Below are 16930 nucleotides of genomic sequence, written 5' to 3'. Positions count from 1 at the left end.
TCCGGTTCGGTCTGGCGAACAACGTCATCATTGTTTGTCGATGGAGAAAGACATGTCGTTCCGACCGCTTCATGACCGCATTCTCGTCCGCCGCGTCGATTCCGAGGAAAAGACCAAGGGCGGCATCATCATTCCCGACACCGCCAAGGAAAAGCCGCAGGAAGGCGAGGTCATCGCCGTCGGTCCCGGCGCCCGCAACGATGCCGGCCAGATTCAGGCGCTCGACGTCAAGGTCGGCGATCGCATTCTGTTCGGCAAGTGGTCCGGCACGGAGATCAAGATCAACGGCGAAGAGCTGCTGATCATGAAGGAAAGCGACGTGATGGGTATCATCGAAGCCCGGAGCGAAGGAAAGCAGGCCGCCTGAGCCGCTCAGGACGAGGTCAATGCTAGCTGCCTATGAAGGAGTGAGGACATGGCTGCTAAAGAAGTCAAATTCAACGTCGATGCCCGCGAAAAGCTGCTGCGCGGCGTCGACATCCTGGCCAACGCCGTCAAGGTGACCCTTGGCCCGAAAGGCCGCAACGTCGTGATCGACAAATCCTTCGGCGCGCCGCGCATCACCAAGGACGGCGTTTCGGTCGCCAAGGAAATCGAACTCGAAGACAAGTTCGAAAACATGGGCGCCCAGATGGTCCGCGAAGTCGCTTCGAAGACCAGCGACATCGCCGGCGACGGCACCACGACTGCGACGGTACTCGCCCAGGCGATCGTCAAGGAGGGCGCCAAAGCCGTTACCTCAGGGATGAACCCGATGGACCTGAAGCGCGGCATCGATCTCGCCGTCGCCGCCATCGTCGCGGAACTCAAGGCCAACGCCCGCAATATCTCCAACAATTCCGAGATCGCCCAGGTCGGTACAATCTCCGCCAATGGCGATGCTGAAATCGGCCGCTTCCTGGCGGAGGCGATGGAAAAGGTCGGGAATGACGGCGTCATCACGGTTGAAGAAGCCAAGACCGCCGAAACCGAACTCGAAGTCGTCGAAGGCATGCAGTTCGACCGCGGTTACCTCAGCCCCTACTTCGTCACCAATGCCGACAAGATGCGGGTCGAGTTCGAGGATCCCTATATCCTGATACACGAGAAGAAGCTCTCGAACCTGCAGTCGATGCTCCCGATCCTCGAAGCCGTCGTCCAGTCCGGCAAGCCGCTCCTCATCATCGCTGAAGACGTCGAAGGCGAAGCCCTTGCAACGCTCGTCGTCAACAAACTGCGCGGCGGCCTGAAGATTGCTGCCGTCAAGGCGCCTGGCTTCGGCGACCGCCGCAAGGCCATGCTCGAAGACATCGCCGTGCTCACCGCCGGCACCGTGATCTCCGAAGACCTCGGCATCAAGCTCGAGAGCGTCACGCTCGACATGCTCGGTCGGGCGAAGAAAGTGTCGGTTGAGAAGGAGAACACCACGATCGTCGACGGTTCGGGCGCCAAGTCCGACATCGAAGGCCGTATTGCGCAGATTAAGGCGCAGATCGAAGAAACCACCTCCGACTACGATCGCGAGAAGCTGCAGGAACGTCTTGCCAAGCTCGCCGGCGGCGTTGCCGTCATCCGCGTCGGCGGCTCGACGGAAGTCGAAGTGAAGGAAAAGAAGGACCGCGTCGACGACGCGCTTCACGCCACCCGCGCGGCGGTCGAGGAAGGCATCCTGCCAGGCGGCGGCGTGGCGCTGCTGCGCGCCGTCAAGGCGCTTGAAAATGTGCAGACCGCCAATTCCGAGCAGCGCGTCGGCGTCGATATTGTTCGCCGCGCACTTGAGGCGCCAGCGCGCCAGATCGCGGAGAACGCCGGCGCGGAAGGCTCGGTGGTCGTCGGCAAGCTGCGTGAAAAGACCGAGTTCTCCTATGGCTGGAACGCCCAGACGGGCGAATTTGGCGACCTCTATGCGCAGGGCGTCATCGATCCGGCCAAGGTTGTTCGCACCGCGCTTCAGGATGCGGCCTCCATCGCCGGTCTTCTCGTCACGACGGAAGCCATGGTCGCCGAGAAACCGAAGAAGGATGCCGCTCCGCCATTGCCCCCCGGTGCCGGCATGGATTTCTGACAGACGATAGATCGGCCCGCACGCCCCGCCGGGCGGGCCTCTTTCGAGGGAATGAAAATGGTTCAAACGATCGTAAACCGATCGCAGGTGCCGCTGGACTCCCGCGATCTGGCAACCTGCCAGCAGGTCTTCGACAAGCTCAGCGTCGACTATGCGGTGGCAAGGGACAGCGACGAAGCCGAACGAATGGCGAGCATCATCATCGAGCTCTACCGGCAGGGCGTGCGCGACCCCAACCACCTGCAGTCGATGGTCGAGGCGGCCCGCGGGCTCTTTGAAGCGGACGGTTCGGTCAACCGACCGGCGGCTACGTCCAGCAGTTGACACGCCGCTGACGACGCCTTCACGAGCGGCATGGGCTTGCCGCTCGCTCCGAAAATCGATTCCGATTTTTGAGCCGATGCGCTAGTGACAGGGCTCAAGCGCATTCTGAAGGTTTCGAAATGATTCCACGCCTCCAACCGAGGGATTCCATCCCTCTTCCAGCCGCGGGGTTTTTCCAACGGCTCGTCGAGGCGGGGTTTACCGGCGATATCGAGACTGGTGCGGCGAGCAGGACGGTATTTTCCACCGACAATTCCATCTATCAGGTCGAGCCGAACGGCATCCTTTTTCCGAGGAACGTCGAAGACCTGCAGGTCTTGGCGGCAGCACTGTCGGAACCGGCCTTCCGGGAGATCCGCATCGCACCGCGGGGTGGGGGCACCGGCACGAATGGTCAATCCCTGACGTCTGGCATCGTCGTGGACTGTTCGCGGCACATGAAGTCCATTCTCGACATCGATCCCGTCCGAAGGATTGCGCGTGTGCAGGCGGGCGTCGTCAAGGATGAGCTGAACCGGGCCCTGAAGCCCTACGGCCTGTTCTTCGCGCCCGAACTCTCCACCTCCAACCGCGCCACCATCGGCGGCATGATTTCCACCGACGCCTGCGGCCAGGGCTCCTGCCTCTACGGCAAGACCAGCAACCACGTCCTCGGATTGCGCATTGTCCTTATGGACGGGTCCGATTTCTGGTCGCGCCCGCTCGACGCAGAGGCGCTCGCGGGGATCGCCGCGCGCGAGGATCGTGTCGGTGATATACACAGGACGGTCGAACGGATCGCGCGGGAAAAGCACGAGCGGATCGCCGAGGTCTTTCCGAAGCTCAACCGCTACATGACCGGCTATGACCTCGCCCATGTCAGGCGCGGCGACGGATGCTTCGACCTCAATGCCGTTCTCTGCGGCTCGGAGGGAACGCTGGCGATGATCGCCGAAGCCGAGCTCAACCTTCTGCCGCTCCCGGCCCATGCGGCGTTGATCAACATCCGCTACGGGGATTTCAACACCGCCCTGGAGGACGCGCGCAACCTGGTGGCGTTGAAGGTCGCCTCGGTGGAAACGGTCGACGAGACAGTGCTTGGCCTTGCGAAGAGCGATATCGTCTGGACCGGCATCGCCCGCTTCTTTCCCGACGATCCGGGCAGTTCGGCCAGCGGCATCAACATCGCCGAAGTGCTGGCCGACGATGAAGAGGAACTCGAACGCAAGCTTTCCGCAGTAACCGCGTCGCTCGACACGGGCGCGACGACGCGCCATGCCGGCTATACGATCGCCCGGGGCCATGCCGATGTCGAAGCGATCTGGTCGATGCGCAAGCGAGCGGTCGGCCTGCTCGGAAACGTGGAGGGGCCGGTCAGACCCGTCGCCTTCGTCGAGGATACGGCCGTACCACCGGAAAACCTCGCGGCCTATATCCGCGAGTTCCGCGCGCTTCTCGATGGCGCCGGCCTTTCCTACGGCATGTTCGGCCATGTCGATGCCGGCGTGCTGCACGTGCGGCCGGCGCTCGATCTGACCGGCGACGACCATATCAGACTGGTGCGCGAGATCAGCGACGCCGTCGTGGCCCTCACCCGCAAATATGGCGGCGTGCTCTGGGGCGAGCACGGCAAGGGCGTGCGCTCGGAATATGTGCCGGAATTTTTCGGCGATCTTTATCCCAGCCTGCAGGAGATCAAGCGGGCTTTCGACCCCGACAACCGGCTCAATCCCGGCAAGATCGCAACTCCTTCTGGCGAGGCGCTGACGAAGATCGACGACCTTCCATTGCGGGGAGATACCGACCGCATCATCGGCAACGAGATCCGTTCCGCCTTCGACAACGCTGCCTATTGCAACGGCAACGGCGCCTGCTTCGATTTCGACGAGACGAGCCCGATGTGCCCGTCCTACAAGGCGACCCGCGACCGTCGCTTCTCACCCAAGGGCCGTGCCGCGCTGATGCGGGAATGGCTGAGGCTGCTTGCCGAGAAGGGCATCGACCCCCGCCAGGAGGCAAAGCGCCTGCGGCGGAGAATTCCGTTCGCCAGCCTGGCGCGGCGCGCCTTCAATTCGCTGAACCCGGCAAACCGGGACGACTTTTCTCATGAGGTGCGCGCGGCCATGGACACGTGTCTCGCCTGCAAGGCCTGCGCGGGGCAGTGTCCTGTGAAGGTCAGCGTGCCGTCCTTCCGTTCCAAATTCCTGGAACTCTATTATGGACGTTATCTCCGTCCGCTGAAGGACCCGCTGGTCGCGGCGATCGAGACCACCCTGCCCTTCGTCCGGCGCATGCGGCCGGCCTATAACCTGGTCGTGGGCACGCGCGCCGGCAGAACAATGATGCGCATGACCGGCCTGACCTCCCTGCCGCGCCTGCCGCAAATCTCGCTCGCAAAGGAAGCCGCCCGCCTCGGCGTGCCGCTTGCGACACCGCAATCGATCGAAGCCCTGTCGCCGCAGGAAAGGCAGAAAAGCGTGGTTTTCGTCGCCGACGCCTTTACCGCCTATTTCGATCCCGATGTGGCGCTCGCAGCCATCGCGCTTGCCCGGAAAATGGGACTGACGCCCTTTCTTGCAGCGTCCCACGTCAATGGCAAAGCCCTGCATGTCCATGGCTATCTCGGACGCTTCGAGGCTGCGGCCAAGCGGACCGCGCGTTATCTGCAGCGACTGGATGAAGCGGGCGTGGCGCTCGTCGGCCTCGATCCGTCCATGACCCTTGCCTTCCGCAGCGAATATAAGGGATTGCTGAAGGCGACGGTCCTGCTTCCACAGGAATGGCTCGCCGCCAACCTCGACCGTCTCACCGCCTCGCCTTCGGCCATCAAGGGCCGCTTCCGATTGATGCCCCACTGCACCGAACGCACCAATGCGCCGGCCTCCGTCGCACAATGGCAAACAGTGTTCGACAGCCTCGGCGTCGAGCTTCAGGCGGCGCAGACCGGCTGCTGCGGCATGGCCGGCACCTTCGGACACGAGGCCCGCAACCAGCAGATCGCAGAGCGCCTCTACGCGCTGAGCTGGAAACCGGAGCTCGATGCGGCCGGCGATGCCGATATCCTTATGGCGACAGGATATTCGTGCCGCTCCCAGGTGAAGGAAATCGACGGCCGGCGGCTGCCGCATCCGCTCCAGGTCATCGCCGGGATCATGTCGGAAACGGCAGATCTCCGGCATTCACACAAGACAGCTCCACCGAGCTGACGACGAAAGGCCGCCAGTAGCCGAGCCGCTCGCCAGTTCACGCCACGGCGGCGATCGCGTCGCCGTCATTCGGCAGCAGCCGCGCCACGGCGCTCAGGAGATCGGTCTGCGATATCAGGCCGAGGATCCGGTGATCATCATCGATAACGATGACGGCATGGGTCCGTCCATCCGTCAGAACGGGCAGCAGCGACAAAGCGGCATCGGATGCTCTCGCCACCGCCGGCTTGGAAAGTGCATGGGCGATCGTATCGCCGCTCGCGAACAATTCCCTGAGGCCGACGGTGCCGACCAGACGGCCCTCCGGATCCTTCACCGGCAAGGTGCGGATATTGTGCTTGAGGAGAAGCTGCCGTGCGGCATCCGGTTCCGCAGCCTCGCCGATGGCGATAACATCGCGCGACATGATATCGGCACAACTGATCTTGCCGTTTGAGCGGATGGCCGCCTGCAACTCGACCTGTTGCAGCAACCGCCCGAGATCGGCCCGATCGATGTCGAAGGTTTCATCGAGCGCTTCCAGGGCAGCGTCGACATCCTCCTCGCGAAAGCCCACCCGCACTGCAGATGGCAGATCGATTGTCTGATGGGTATTTTCCGCCGGCTTCGGTACGACATGCGGGTAGTTCCGCTTGGAGAGCTTGTGGAACAGCAGGCCAAGCGCAACGAGAATGCAGGAGTTCAGGGCGACGGGCACGAAGGGAAAGAGGAATCCCCAGCCGGCGACGACGGGACCGCCGAGCACCGCGGTCAGAGCCGCAGCCCCTCCCGGAGGATGGAGCGATCGCGTGAACGACATCGCTCCGATTGCCAGTGAAACGCCGACGCCAGTTGCGATGATCGGATCTCGAATGAAATAGGCGGCAATGATGCCCATCATGGCGGAAATCGTATTGCCGCCGATAATCGACCATGGCTGCGCCAGCGGGCTTGCCGGCACAGCAAAAAGCAGCACCGCCGAGGCGCCCATTGGCGCGACGATCAACGGAAGATGCGGTCCCTGGCCGAACAGATAGCCGCTGATGACGCCGGTAAGACCGATGCCCAGCAACGCGCCGAAACAGGCGATCAGCCGCTCTCTTAATGTCGCACCGGCCAGGATGGGCGAAAACAGGCGAAAGCGGCGAAAACGGCTCGGCGCTACCTTCGGGGAAACGGGAAATTGCATGCGAAGACCAATTATAAGCGAGGATTGTCTGGCGGGCGAAGGAGAAGACGGAGAAACTAGTTTGTCGCCAGTCGGATCTCTCTGCCCTTTTTAGCGTTGAGGACCTCGTGAAAGGCACTGAAGGCGCTGGGGCGATTATCCCGACGGTAGACCAGCAGCGTCTCGACGGGGCCGAGCTGATGGGTCTGGACAGCGGTCGGCCAGTGCATGAGCTCGAGCACGGATTTCGGCATCACACCCGCGGTGTTGCCGGTCGCAACGCTCGCCAGGATCGCGTGGTAGGAGCCGAGCTCGCTCGTCGGCAGGGCGGTCGATTTGCGCGCCCAGTTTTCGGCAATCCTGCGATAGGTGCAGCCAGGCTCCAAAGCGGCGAGCGCTCCGACACGCAGGTCGGCGGCCGATTTGATGGCGGGATGTCCTGATGGCAGCACGATCAACAGATCTTCGACAAAAACCGTCTCTTTTTCCAGCGCCTTGAGTTCGGCATCGAAATCCAGGTCATCCTCCCGCATCGTCTTCGGCGGCCGGGCGATCAAGGCGCAATCCAGCGCGTCGGCCAGAACATCGCGGGCGAGATCACGGGACGCGCCCATCGTCAGATGCAGTGACACTTCAGGCCACATCTGGTTGAACTGCGTGAGCGCCGCCGGCAGGCGGCTTGCCGCCGTGCTCTCCATCGTGCCGACCCGCAATGTTCCGGATGGGGCAAGCGGCCGCACGGCTTGGCGCGCTTCGAGCGCAAGCGCCATAAGCCGGTTGGCATAGGTGAGAAACGTCTCGCCTTCCCGCGTCAACGTCATCTTCTTGCCATCACGGCTGAAGAGGGAGGCGCCGAGATCCTCCTCCAATTGCTGGATGCGCGTCGTCACGTTCGACGGCACTCGCCCGACGGCCTTGGCCGCCTTCGTCACGCTGCAATCGCTGGCAACGGCGAGGAATATTTCGATTGACGAAAGGTCCAATGAAAAGATCTCGTTTCCGGAATTAACCTTGAGGATAGTTCTCCATATCGAAATCATCACCATGCCTCAAGTCGCAATACGACATAATTTGCCGATCGAGCGAGGCTGGGTACGGCTGCCGAAAAAAGGGTCGTGCCGCCGCGGAAATAGCCAAGCGGAGCCCGCCGCTGTCGTTATCGGATGATGATTTCGAGTTTTGCGACTGGCACGGCGTTTGCATCTCCGATTCCACCTGCAGATTGATCGGCGACGGCCCCCATGTTGCATCTTGTCTTGACCTGTCTTCTTCTAAGCATCGCCTCGGGCCTGAGCATCCGGCGTTTTCTCCTGCCATATTTCCCGAGCGGCGATCTGGCGGAGAAGTCCGCTCCCGCGACGATGGTCGCCAGCGCCGTCTTTCTGGCAACGATCGCTCTCACCATCTCCGATCAGGAACTTTGGGCGAAATCAGTTATTCTGATGCTCGGCCTTCTGCTGGCAGCGATGTTCGACGACGGCAGGCCCAAGCTGACCATTGCCGTCTCCGCGGTCAGTCTGGCGGCCTACCTCGGACTGCGTTCAATCAACTGAGCGACGACCCGCGGCGATGAAACACGTCGCCCTCTCTAGTGTCGAAATGCCGGTCGAGGCGCTGCATCCAGAGACGAAAATCATTCGTCAGCAAAGCCACATCGTACAGCCATTCCGCGCACAAGAGCTGCCAACGACCTGTTTCCTTGTCGTCGAGCAAAGCGCGAACTCTTTGTCGCAACGCTTCAAACGCCTCGCTTGGAGGATAGGGTGCAGGGCGGTGCGATGCTGGATGCAATGGATGTTCCATGAGGCATGCTCCTCGATGATCGGTGCATTTAAAATATATCGTACTACGATATAATTTCAAGATGATCTGGAACGAGCGCTTTCGAGGCTCGAAGGCGACGAGTGCACTGCGTCGGGACCGGGGCCGCAGAACGATTCACCGACCGCGGCGCATCATCTCTGTTGAAGAATGCTCCGGATGTTATTCTCATCTGTCGAACGATAATTATGCGTCCAGCTTCGGGGGAACCGGAGAGGCGTCCACGCGCCTCGACATCCGGGAAGACACCACGGACATATTCGAGGGTCACCGATGAACAGGCAACGATCATCGAGAGAGAGCCGGCAGGAAGCATCTGGACGGAGTGGTATGCCTGGCATCCCGTCCTGCCGGTCGACGACACCATCTACTGGCTCGACCGTATACCGGCGCGAATCTCCAGATAGTTTCTGGCAATATCGCTCGTTTCGGCCCGAATGCCAGCGCGCTCAGGCTCTGGCATCGCTGCCTCTCTGCCCCGGCGCTTAATTCACCCGAGCGCCTGGCTGACGAGCGCATAGGTCTTCGGCTCGTGCATCCCGCGGCCTCCCGGTACCGGAAGCCAAGGCTCGCCCAGCGACATGGTCGTCACGATATCATAAATCGGAAGACCGCAGCGGGAGAGGAAATCGGCAAATGTCCCGCCTTTTTCGCGGGTATCGAGGCGCAGGAATGCTCCCGCATGTTCAACCACATGCGGATGGACGACGGCGATCGCGTCCGCGTCATCGCCTGCCACGACCGGACCGATGACCTGACCGCGCCCGAACCTGCGGCAAAGCGAGAAGGCCTCGATCCGGCCGGCGCGGGTTAATACGACACCTTTTGAGTTGGCAAGGAGCCGAGCCAGCAGCAGCGTGCGATCGGTGCCAAAGGCCGTCCGATCGAGTGCGGCGATCGCCTGCAGGTCATCGGCTTGCACGCCTCGTATCGCTTTACCTGGCGGCAGTTCCACATCCGGCGGCAAGATCGCTTCGCCGTGGCATTGGAAGACCGACGCTTCGCGAACAAAATTCAGGGACAGATAGAGGCGCCGCGCCGCCCGCGTCGCGTTCAGCCCAAGATTGCGCCCGGCAACCTGATCTAGCGCGTGGCCCATCAGCCACTGCCCGGCGCCGTTGGCCTGCAGGCGCGGCGAGGTGATGACCATGCCGATGGTCGCGAACCGGCCGTCATAGGGAAACCACATCGCTGAGCCCAGGATGCGGCCGATTTCGTCGATCGCAGCGATGCCGTGGCCGAAATCGCGCAAGAACTGCCAGTCTTCGCGGCGATGCGGCCAGGCGACCGACATTGAAAGCGCGTGCAGCTTATCGATATCCACGCTGTTAATGTCGGCAATGCGCGTCTCGAAACTGTCGACGAACCTGGATTCGGATGTCAGTGCGCTCACTCCCGCCCTCCTGCCGCATTTTCTGGCCAAGCCCTTCAGGGAAAGCCGCCCCACGGAAAACCTTTATCGAGAATAGGACGGATCGCACGATACAATTCACTGGCGAGGCCCGCGCAAACACAACAATCGACCAAATCCGATACGCTTTCGGCAAATAAAGCCTGCGCCGGTCTCTACAGTCATTGGCAGACCCCGACCGGCCGACGGCGCCGTTGACCGCAAGAGCCCGGTTGCACCCGACATCCCGCGCCGTGAGGACGCCCATGCAGGCAATTGAAATTCTCGAAAGGCTCGTCGGCTTTCCCTCCGTCGTCGGTACGCCGAACGGCGAAATCGTCGCTTGGATCCGCCACTATCTCAAAAGTCACGGTATTGCCGCCACCGAGCTTCCCGGCCCCGAGGGTGACCGGTCGAACCTCTTCGCGACGATCGGGCCGGTCGAGGTACCGGGCTATATCCTCTCCGGCCATATGGATGTGGTCCCTGCCGCCGAGGCGGGCTGGAGCAGCGACCCGTTCCGCCTGCGGGCTGAAGCGGATCGCCTTTTCGGCCGCGGCAGCACCGACATGAAGGGCTTCCTGGCCGCCGTTCTTGCCGCCGTGCCGGCGCTCGCAGCAACGCGGCTCCGCCGGCCCATTCACCTTGCCTTTTCCTACGATGAGGAGGCCGGCTGCCACGGCGTCCCGCACATGATCGCACGCCTGCCGGAACTCTGTGCCCGCCCGCTTGGCGCGATTATCGGCGAGCCGAGCAATATGCGGGCAATCCGCGCCCACAAGGGCAAGGCCGCCGCCCGGCTGACGGTCAAGGGCCGGTCCGGCCATTCCTCCCGCCCGGACCAGGGACTGAACGCGATCCATGCCATGACCGGCGTCCTGGCTTGCGCCAATGTCGAAGCCGCCCGGCTGACACACGGCCCATTCGAAGATGTGTTCGAACCACCCTACTCATCTCTTCAGGTCGGCACGTTGAAGGGCGGCCAGGCGGTCAACATCATTCCCGACACCTGCGAGGCCGAGTTCGAGGCGAGAGCCATTTCCGGCGTCGATCCGGCCGTGCTGCTGGCGCCCCTGCAAGCGGCGGCCGAGGCCCTGCCGCAACTGGGCTTCGAGGTGGAATGGCGCGAACTCAGCGCCTATCCGGCCCTGTCGCTTGCCGCCGATGCCCCGCTTGCCCGCCTGCTGGGCGAACTGACCGGCATCGAGCCGCTCGCCGCCGTCAGCTACGGGACCGAGGCCGGCCTTTTCCAGCGCGCCGGCATCGATGCGATCATCTGCGGGCCGGGCGATATCGGCCGGGCCCACAAGCCGGACGAATTCATTCTCGCCAGCGAACTCCTGGCCTGCCAGGCAATGGTCGAAGCGCTCGCCCGCCGCTGCACGGCCTGACCTAAGATCAAGGAGCCGATGCAATGACCTTTCTCTTCAATTCCGACGCGAAGCGCGGCGCCGTATTCGCCGAAGCCTTCGCGCGCGCACTGCCCGACGTCGCCTTTTCCATGGACCCGGCACAGGTCGAACCGGAGGCTGTGCGTTACCTGATCACCTGGACCGTGCCCGACGATCTCGCGCGCTACCGAAACCTCGAAATCCTGTTCTCGATCGGCGCCGGCATTGACCAGTTCCGTATCGATGCCGTGCCTGCCCGGGTCAAGGTGGTGCGGATGGTCGAGGACGGCATCGTCAGGATGATGCAGGAATATGCGACGCTCGCCGTCCTTGCGCTCCATCGTGACCTTCCGGCCTATCTCGACCAGCAGCGACGCGGCATCTGGCAGCCGATCCAACCGGTACAGGCCGCAGAACGCCGCATCGGCGTGCTTGGACTCGGCATGCTTGGAAGCGCGGCGCTCGAACGTCTGCAACCCTTCGGCTTCCCGCTTTCCGGCTGGAGCCGCAGTCCGCGGGCGATCGCCGGCGTGCGATGCCTCAGCGGCGCTGAGGGACTCGATACGCTACTTGCAACCACCGACATTCTCGTCTGTCTGCTGCCGCTGACGGAGGAGACCCGCGGCTTTCTGAACGCGGAGCTCTTCGCCAGGCTTCCGGCCGGCGCCGCGCTCGTGCATGTCGGCCGCGGCGCGCAGCTCGATCATCAGGCGCTCGTCGACGCACTCGATGCCGGGCATCTCTCCGGCGCCGTCGTCGATGTCACCGATCCGGAGCCGCTGCCTGCGGGCCACGCCTTCTGGAACCATCCGCGCATCCTGCTGACGCCGCATATTGCCAGCGTCACCCAAGCCGAAACCGCTGCGGCGGCCGTGATCGCCAATATCAAGCGCCACCGGGCAGGCCTTGACCCGATCGGGTTGGTCGATCGCAGCCGCGGCTACTGATTCATTCCACCCAAAAATCTGCACTCGCGAAAGGAAAGCCATGTCCCTGCTCAAGACGATCGACACCAACCCATCCCAGGCGCCGCGCGAATCCGGCCCTCTTCCCGAGCGCCTGATCTCGGGCAAACCAACCTTCAAGACTTGGGCGCAGGATGTCGCCCGCGCAGAGAGTGTTCATAGCGGCGTCTGGGAGGCAACACCCGGCGAGACGCGTTCGATCAAGGGTGAGACGTTCGAGTTCTGCCACATCCTTTCCGGCCTGGTCGAACTCACGCCGGACGGCGGTGAGCCGGTGGTCTACAAGGCCGGCGACAGTTTTGTGATGAAGCCGGGTTTCGTCGGCGTGTGGAAGACGATCGAGACGGTGCGCAAGATCTACGTGACGGTATCATGACGCCGGTGCCGCGCGCCACGATCGCCTGCGGCGCAGTCGTTTCCCGACCGCAGACCGCGCGGCTTGGGCGCCGGTCACCCGCCGTAGATTTGACTGGTGGCAGTGCGCAAAACGCAATTTTCGGCCGCCGCAGCGTGATCGGTCGATGCATGCTGCTCGCCTTCCCCGGCTAGGCTTGTCCTCGGTTCATTCCGAGGACGCGCAATGACACTCAGCTTCGATCCGAACACGATCTCCCTGCCCGTCGGACATTTCATCGGCGGCCGACTGGTTCCGGCCAAAGCCGTTATCGACATGCATCGGCCGTCCGACGGCAGGGCCTATGCCGGCTGCCCGCTTGCCGACGAGGCCCTTGTCGACCACGCCGTCGAGACGGCCGGAACAGCCTTGAAGACCAGCAATTGGGGTGGCGTGCGGCCGCGCGAGCGCACCATGGCGCTGCAGCGCTGGGCCGACCTGATCGAAGCCGAGGCGGAAACCCTCGCCAGGCTCGAAGCACTCTCCTCGACCCGCCCGGTCGGCCAGCTCGTCGCCGGCGATATTGCCGTCACCGCCGAGCAGATCCGCTTCTTTGCCGAATTCGCCGACAAGGAAGGCGGCGATCTCGTCCCGACCGACGACGCGAATTTCGGCATGATCATGACGGAGCCGTACGGCGTCATTGGCGCCATCACGCCGTGGAATTTCCCTTTGTCGATGGCAGGGTGGAAGCTTGCTCCGGCGCTGGCGGCCGGCAATGCGGTGGTCTTGAAACCATCGGAAATGACACCGTTCTCGACACTCTATCTTGCCGAACTTTCGGTGCGGGCTGGCCTGCCCGCCGGTCTCGTCAACGTCGTCCTCGGCGACGGCCCGACCACCGGAACCGCCATCACCGGCCATCCGGGAATTTCCAAGATCAGCTTCACCGGCTCGACGGCGGCCGGCGCGGCGATCATGGCCAATATCGCCCGCACCGGGGTGAAGCCGATGACGCTGGAACTCGGCGGCAAGAGCCCGCAGCTGGTCTTCGCCGACGCCGATCTCGATCTCGCCGCAGGCGCCATCGCCGGCAGCATCCTGTCCAATGCCGGCCAGGCCTGCGTTTGCGGATCCCGCCTCATCGTCGAGGCGAAGGTGGCGGATGCGCTTGCAACGGCGCTGCTTACCAGGCTGGCGGCCATCCGCCCCGGCCCGACCTGGGAGGAAACGACCGATTATTCGCCGGTGATCTCCGAACGTCAGATCGCCCGTATGGATGGCATCATCCGCGCCGCGATCGACGGCGGGGCCGAGTGCCTCACGGGCGGCCGCCGCCTCGACCGCGACGGCTATTTCTACGCACCGACCCTTATTTCCGGCGTCACGGCGACATCGCCAGCGGTTCTCGAGGAAATCTTCGGACCAGTGCTGACGATTCAGACCTTCGAGGATGAGGAAGAGGCGCTGAGCTTGGCCGACCATCCGGCCTATGGGCTCGCCGCCGGCCTCTTCACCCGCGATCTCTCCCGGGCGATCCGACTTACCCGCCGCCTGCAGGCCGGCACCGTCTGGGTCAACCGCTACGGCCGCTCGCGTGACCATATCCTGCCGACCGGCGGTTACAAACAGTCGGGCATCGGCAAGGATCTCGGCCGCGAAGCCTATCATGCCAACCGCAAGAGCAAGAGCGTGCTCATCAGCCTTTAAAGGAGCTGCGATGAAGACCTACAAGATCGCCCTTCTGCCCGGAGACGGCATCGGCCGGGACGTGACCGAAGCAGCCTGGTCCGTGCTCGAAAAGACGGCCGGATCGAGCGGATTTTCTCTTGAGGGGACCCGCCTCCCCTGGTCCTGCGACTACTACCTCGAAAATGGCAGCATGATGCCTGCCGACGGCATCGAAACGCTGCGGTCTTTCGATGCCATCCTGCTCGGCGCCGTCGGATGGCCTCAAAAGGTGCCGGATTCCGTATCGCTGCACGGCCTCCTGCTGCCGATCCGCAAGGCCTTCGTGCAATATGCCAATATCCGCCCGCACCGGCTATTGCCAGGCGTGCAGGGACCGCTGCGGTCTGACGGCTTCGACATCCTCTGCATCCGTGAGAACACCGAGGGCGAATATTCCGGCGCCGGCGGCCGCATCCATCAGGGCACAGACAACGAAGTGGCGATCGAAACCGCGATCTTCACCCGCAAGGGGGTCGAACGCATCCTGCGTTTCGGCTTCGAGCAGGCACGTGCGCGACGCGGCAAGCTTGCCTCGGTGACGAAGTCGAACGCACAGAAATATTCGATGGTCTTCTGGGACGAGATCACCCACGGGCTCGCTGCGGAATATCCCGATGTCGACGTGACCAGTTACCATATCGACGCCATGGCCGCCCGCATGGTGATGGCGCCCGAAAGCCTCGATGTCGTGGTCGCCTCCAACCTGTTCGGCGACATCCTGACCGACCTTGGCGCCGCGATCCAGGGCGGGCTCGGCTTCGCCGCATCCGCCAACATCAATCCCGATCGCTCGGCGCCGTCCATGTTCGAACCCGTCCACGGGTCAGCACCCGATATCGCTCATCTCGGGATCGCCAATCCGATTGCCGCCATCTGGTCGGGTGCAATGATGCTCGAACATCTCGGAGAAACGGCCGCCGCCGGAAAGGTGATGGCCGCGATCGAAACGACGACGGCACGCGGCATCGGCGCAATTCCCGGCAAGGACAAGACCGACGCGATCACGGCATCGGTGCTTTCAGCGTTCGGCTAACGCATATCAGGCACTGGGTGCCCGCAATTGCGGAAACAAACACGTTGACGAAAGGGGAGAAAATGAACGGATTGAGAGACGGCAGCCTGCTTCGCCAGCAAGGTCTCATCGATGGCGAATGGTGCGGGGCTGCAGCCGGCCGCACGATCGAGGTGAGCGATCCGGCGACGCAGCATGTGCTGGGCACGGTGCCCGATATGGACGGAGCCGATACGCGGGCCGCAATCGCGGCGGCGGAAAAAGCCTTTGGCCCATGGCGGGCAAAAACCCATGCCGAGCGCGCCGCTTTGCTGGAAGCCTGGCACGATCTGATGCTCGACAATATCGAGGACCTGGCGCTGATCCTCACCAGGGAACAGGGCAAGCCGCTTGCGGAAGCGCGCGGTGAAATCCGTTACGGCGCCTCGTTCGTCAAATGGTTTTCCGAGGAAGCGCGCCGCATCGGCGGCACGACCATTCCCTCACCGACAGCGGATCGGCGCATTGTCGTCCTGAAGGAGCCTGTCGGCGTATCGGCGATCATCACGCCGTGGAATTTTCCCAATGCGATGATCACCCGCAAGGTGGGGCCGGCGCTCGCGGCAGGCTGTACCGTCGTGATCAAACCATCCGACCTGACCCCGTTTTCGGCGCTGGCACTTGGCGTCCTGGCGGAGCGCGCCGGCATCCCCAAGGGCGTGATCAATATCGTCACCGGCATGCCGGCCGGGATCGGCGACGAGTTGATGGCCAACCAGACCGTCCGCAAGATCTCCTTCACCGGCTCGACCCGCGTCGGGTCGTTGCTGATGCGCGGCGCGGCCGACAGCGTCAAACGGCTCAGCCTCGAACTCGGCGGCAACGCGCCGTTCATCGTCTTCGACGATGCCGATCTCGATCTTGCCGTGGAAGGCGCAATCGCCTCGAAATTCCGCAATGGCGGCCAGACCTGCGTCTGCGCCAACCGCCTTCTCGTCCAGTCCGGCGTGTACGAGGCCTTTGCGGCCAAGCTTGGCGCGCGGGTCGCGGCCATGAGGGTCGGGGCCGGTACGGATGCCGGCACGGATATCGGGCCGATGATCAACAAGGCGGCGATCGAGAAGATCAAACGTCACGTCGACGATGCGGTGGAAAAGGGAGCTAAAATCCTCGCCACTGCGGGCTCGATGCCCGCGGGCGATCAATTCGCGGCGCCTATGGTGCTTGGCGATGCGACGACCGACATGCAGCTTGCCAGTGAAGAGACATTCGGGCCGGTTGCGCCCCTCTTCCGCTTCGACACGGAGGAAGAGGCGATCCGCATTGCCAACGCCACTCCCTTCGGCCTTGCCGCCTATTTCTACACCGAGAGCCTGAAACGCTCCTGGCGTGTCGGCGAAGCGCTCGAATTCGGCATGATCGGCCTCAACACCGGCGCCATTTCCACCGAGGTCGCCCCGTTCGGCGGCGTCAAGCAATCCGGCCTTGGCCGCGAAGGCGCACAATGCGGCATCGAGGAATATCTGGAAATGAAGAGCTTTCACATCGGCGGGCTTTCCTGACCCGCGCAAAACAAAGGGCGCCGGAAATTCATCCGGCGCCCCTGC

15 protein-coding genes and 1 pseudogene are annotated in these 16930 nt (G+C 63.1%); 12 read left to right on the top strand and 4 right to left on the bottom strand.

Features of this window, described 5'->3' with window-relative positions; genetic code table 11:
* Positions 1-52 precede the first annotated feature (52 nt).
* The 4 genes from groES (at position 53) to ydiJ (ending at position 5553) form a co-directional block, all read left to right on the top strand.
* Complete coding sequence (gene groES, locus AMC88_RS28725) at positions 53-367, top strand: co-chaperone GroES (protein ID WP_037145687.1); 315 nt, start codon at positions 53-55, stop codon at positions 365-367.
* A gap of 48 nt (positions 368-415) precedes the next feature.
* Entirely contained in the window at positions 416-2044 is a 1629-nt protein-coding gene (groL, locus tag AMC88_RS28720) for a chaperonin GroEL (protein ID WP_064826435.1), read from the top strand.
* Positions 2045-2101: 57 nt separating this feature from the next.
* On the top strand, positions 2102-2368 hold the full coding sequence (locus AMC88_RS28715) for a hypothetical protein (RefSeq protein ID WP_004678907.1): 267 nt from the start codon (positions 2102-2104) through the stop codon (positions 2366-2368).
* Positions 2369-2487: 119 nt separating this feature from the next.
* Entirely contained in the window at positions 2488-5553 is a 3066-nt protein-coding gene (ydiJ, locus tag AMC88_RS28710) for a D-2-hydroxyglutarate dehydrogenase YdiJ (protein ID WP_037145681.1), read from the top strand.
* Between the two features lie 37 nt (positions 5554-5590).
* Here ydiJ and AMC88_RS28705 read toward each other — a convergent pair whose 3' ends face one another.
* Together AMC88_RS28705 and AMC88_RS28700 are read right to left on the bottom strand one after the other, a co-directional pair.
* Positions 5591-6721 (bottom strand): HPP family protein, encoded by a 1131-nt coding sequence (locus AMC88_RS28705; RefSeq protein ID WP_037145679.1) that lies wholly within the window; start codon positions 6719-6721, stop codon positions 5591-5593.
* Positions 6722-6777: 56 nt separating this feature from the next.
* A complete protein-coding gene (locus tag AMC88_RS28700; RefSeq protein ID WP_037146258.1) occupies positions 6778-7683 on the bottom strand; it encodes a LysR substrate-binding domain-containing protein in 906 nt (301 codons plus the stop codon).
* Positions 7684-7941: 258 nt separating this feature from the next.
* Here AMC88_RS28700 and AMC88_RS28695 point away from each other — a divergent pair, with 258 nt between their 5' ends.
* Positions 7942-8253 (top strand): hypothetical protein, encoded by a 312-nt coding sequence (locus AMC88_RS28695; RefSeq protein WP_037145676.1) that lies wholly within the window; start codon positions 7942-7944, stop codon positions 8251-8253.
* Here the strand turns inward: AMC88_RS28695 and AMC88_RS32800 are convergent.
* Positions 8246-8503: a hypothetical protein gene (locus AMC88_RS32800; protein ID WP_080574769.1), complete on the bottom strand. Its 258-nt coding sequence runs from the start codon at positions 8501-8503 to the stop codon at positions 8246-8248. The two genes, AMC88_RS28695 and AMC88_RS32800, sit on opposite strands and share 8 nt — an antisense overlap.
* A gap of 308 nt (positions 8504-8811) precedes the next feature.
* Here AMC88_RS32800 and AMC88_RS34355 point away from each other — a divergent pair.
* Positions 8812-9010, top strand: a pseudogene (locus tag AMC88_RS34355) (hypothetical protein).
* A gap of 1 nt (position 9011) precedes the next feature.
* Here AMC88_RS34355 and AMC88_RS28690 read toward each other — a convergent pair.
* Positions 9012-9914, bottom strand: a complete 903-nt coding sequence (locus AMC88_RS28690; protein WP_037145672.1) for a GNAT family N-acetyltransferase — start codon at positions 9912-9914, stop codon at positions 9012-9014.
* 263 nt (positions 9915-10177) lie between these two features.
* Here AMC88_RS28690 and argE point away from each other — a divergent pair, with 263 nt between their 5' ends.
* The 6 genes from argE to AMC88_RS28660 all read left to right on the top strand — a co-directional run bounded on the left by argE (position 10178) and on the right by AMC88_RS28660 (position 16885).
* Positions 10178-11302 (top strand): acetylornithine deacetylase, encoded by a 1125-nt coding sequence (gene argE, locus AMC88_RS28685; RefSeq protein WP_037145670.1) that lies wholly within the window; start codon positions 10178-10180, stop codon positions 11300-11302.
* Positions 11303-11325: 23 nt separating this feature from the next.
* Entirely contained in the window at positions 11326-12249 is a 924-nt protein-coding gene (locus AMC88_RS28680; protein WP_037145668.1) for a 2-hydroxyacid dehydrogenase, read from the top strand.
* A 40-nt stretch (positions 12250-12289) separates the two neighbouring features.
* Positions 12290-12643, top strand: coding sequence for a cupin domain-containing protein (locus tag AMC88_RS28675; protein WP_037145666.1), 354 nt, complete (start codon positions 12290-12292; stop codon positions 12641-12643).
* Positions 12644-12847: 204 nt separating this feature from the next.
* Complete coding sequence (locus tag AMC88_RS28670) at positions 12848-14311, top strand: aldehyde dehydrogenase family protein (protein ID WP_037145664.1); 1464 nt, start codon at positions 12848-12850, stop codon at positions 14309-14311.
* A 10-nt stretch (positions 14312-14321) separates the two neighbouring features.
* Positions 14322-15365: a tartrate dehydrogenase gene (locus AMC88_RS28665; RefSeq protein WP_037145662.1), complete on the top strand. Its 1044-nt coding sequence runs from the start codon at positions 14322-14324 to the stop codon at positions 15363-15365.
* 62 nt (positions 15366-15427) lie between these two features.
* Entirely contained in the window at positions 15428-16885 is a 1458-nt protein-coding gene (locus AMC88_RS28660) for an NAD-dependent succinate-semialdehyde dehydrogenase (protein ID WP_037145660.1), read from the top strand.
* The last annotated feature ends 45 nt before the right edge of the window (positions 16886-16930 follow it).

It is taken from the genome of Rhizobium phaseoli, assembly GCF_001664385.1.
Taxonomy (GTDB): Bacteria; Pseudomonadota; Alphaproteobacteria; order Rhizobiales; family Rhizobiaceae; genus Rhizobium; species Rhizobium phaseoli.
This window is presented reverse-complemented; position numbering and strand designations above follow the sequence as displayed.

Excerpts from the sequence above, each read along its gene's own strand:
- groES (WP_037145687.1), top strand. The coding sequence starts at position 53 with ATGTCGTTCCGACCGCTTCATGACCGCATTCTCGTCCGCCGCGTCGAT.
- groL (WP_064826435.1), top strand. The coding sequence starts at position 416 with ATGGCTGCTAAAGAAGTCAAATTCAACGTCGATGCCCGCGAAAAGCTG.
- AMC88_RS28715 (WP_004678907.1), top strand. The coding sequence starts at position 2,102 with ATGGTTCAAACGATCGTAAACCGATCGCAGGTGCCGCTGGACTCCCGC.
- ydiJ (WP_037145681.1), top strand. The coding sequence starts at position 2,488 with ATGATTCCACGCCTCCAACCGAGGGATTCCATCCCTCTTCCAGCCGCG.
- AMC88_RS28705 (WP_037145679.1), bottom strand. The coding sequence starts at position 6,721 with ATGCAATTTCCCGTTTCCCCGAAGGTAGCGCCGAGCCGTTTTCGCCGC.
- AMC88_RS28695 (WP_037145676.1), top strand. The coding sequence starts at position 7,942 with ATGTTGCATCTTGTCTTGACCTGTCTTCTTCTAAGCATCGCCTCGGGC.
- AMC88_RS32800 (WP_080574769.1), bottom strand. The coding sequence starts at position 8,503 with ATGGAACATCCATTGCATCCAGCATCGCACCGCCCTGCACCCTATCCT.
- argE (WP_037145670.1), top strand. The coding sequence starts at position 10,178 with ATGCAGGCAATTGAAATTCTCGAAAGGCTCGTCGGCTTTCCCTCCGTC.
- AMC88_RS28680 (WP_037145668.1), top strand. The coding sequence starts at position 11,326 with ATGACCTTTCTCTTCAATTCCGACGCGAAGCGCGGCGCCGTATTCGCC.
- AMC88_RS28675 (WP_037145666.1), top strand. The coding sequence starts at position 12,290 with ATGTCCCTGCTCAAGACGATCGACACCAACCCATCCCAGGCGCCGCGC.
- AMC88_RS28670 (WP_037145664.1), top strand. The coding sequence starts at position 12,848 with ATGACACTCAGCTTCGATCCGAACACGATCTCCCTGCCCGTCGGACAT.
- AMC88_RS28665 (WP_037145662.1), top strand. The coding sequence starts at position 14,322 with ATGAAGACCTACAAGATCGCCCTTCTGCCCGGAGACGGCATCGGCCGG.
- AMC88_RS28660 (WP_037145660.1), top strand. The coding sequence starts at position 15,428 with ATGAACGGATTGAGAGACGGCAGCCTGCTTCGCCAGCAAGGTCTCATC.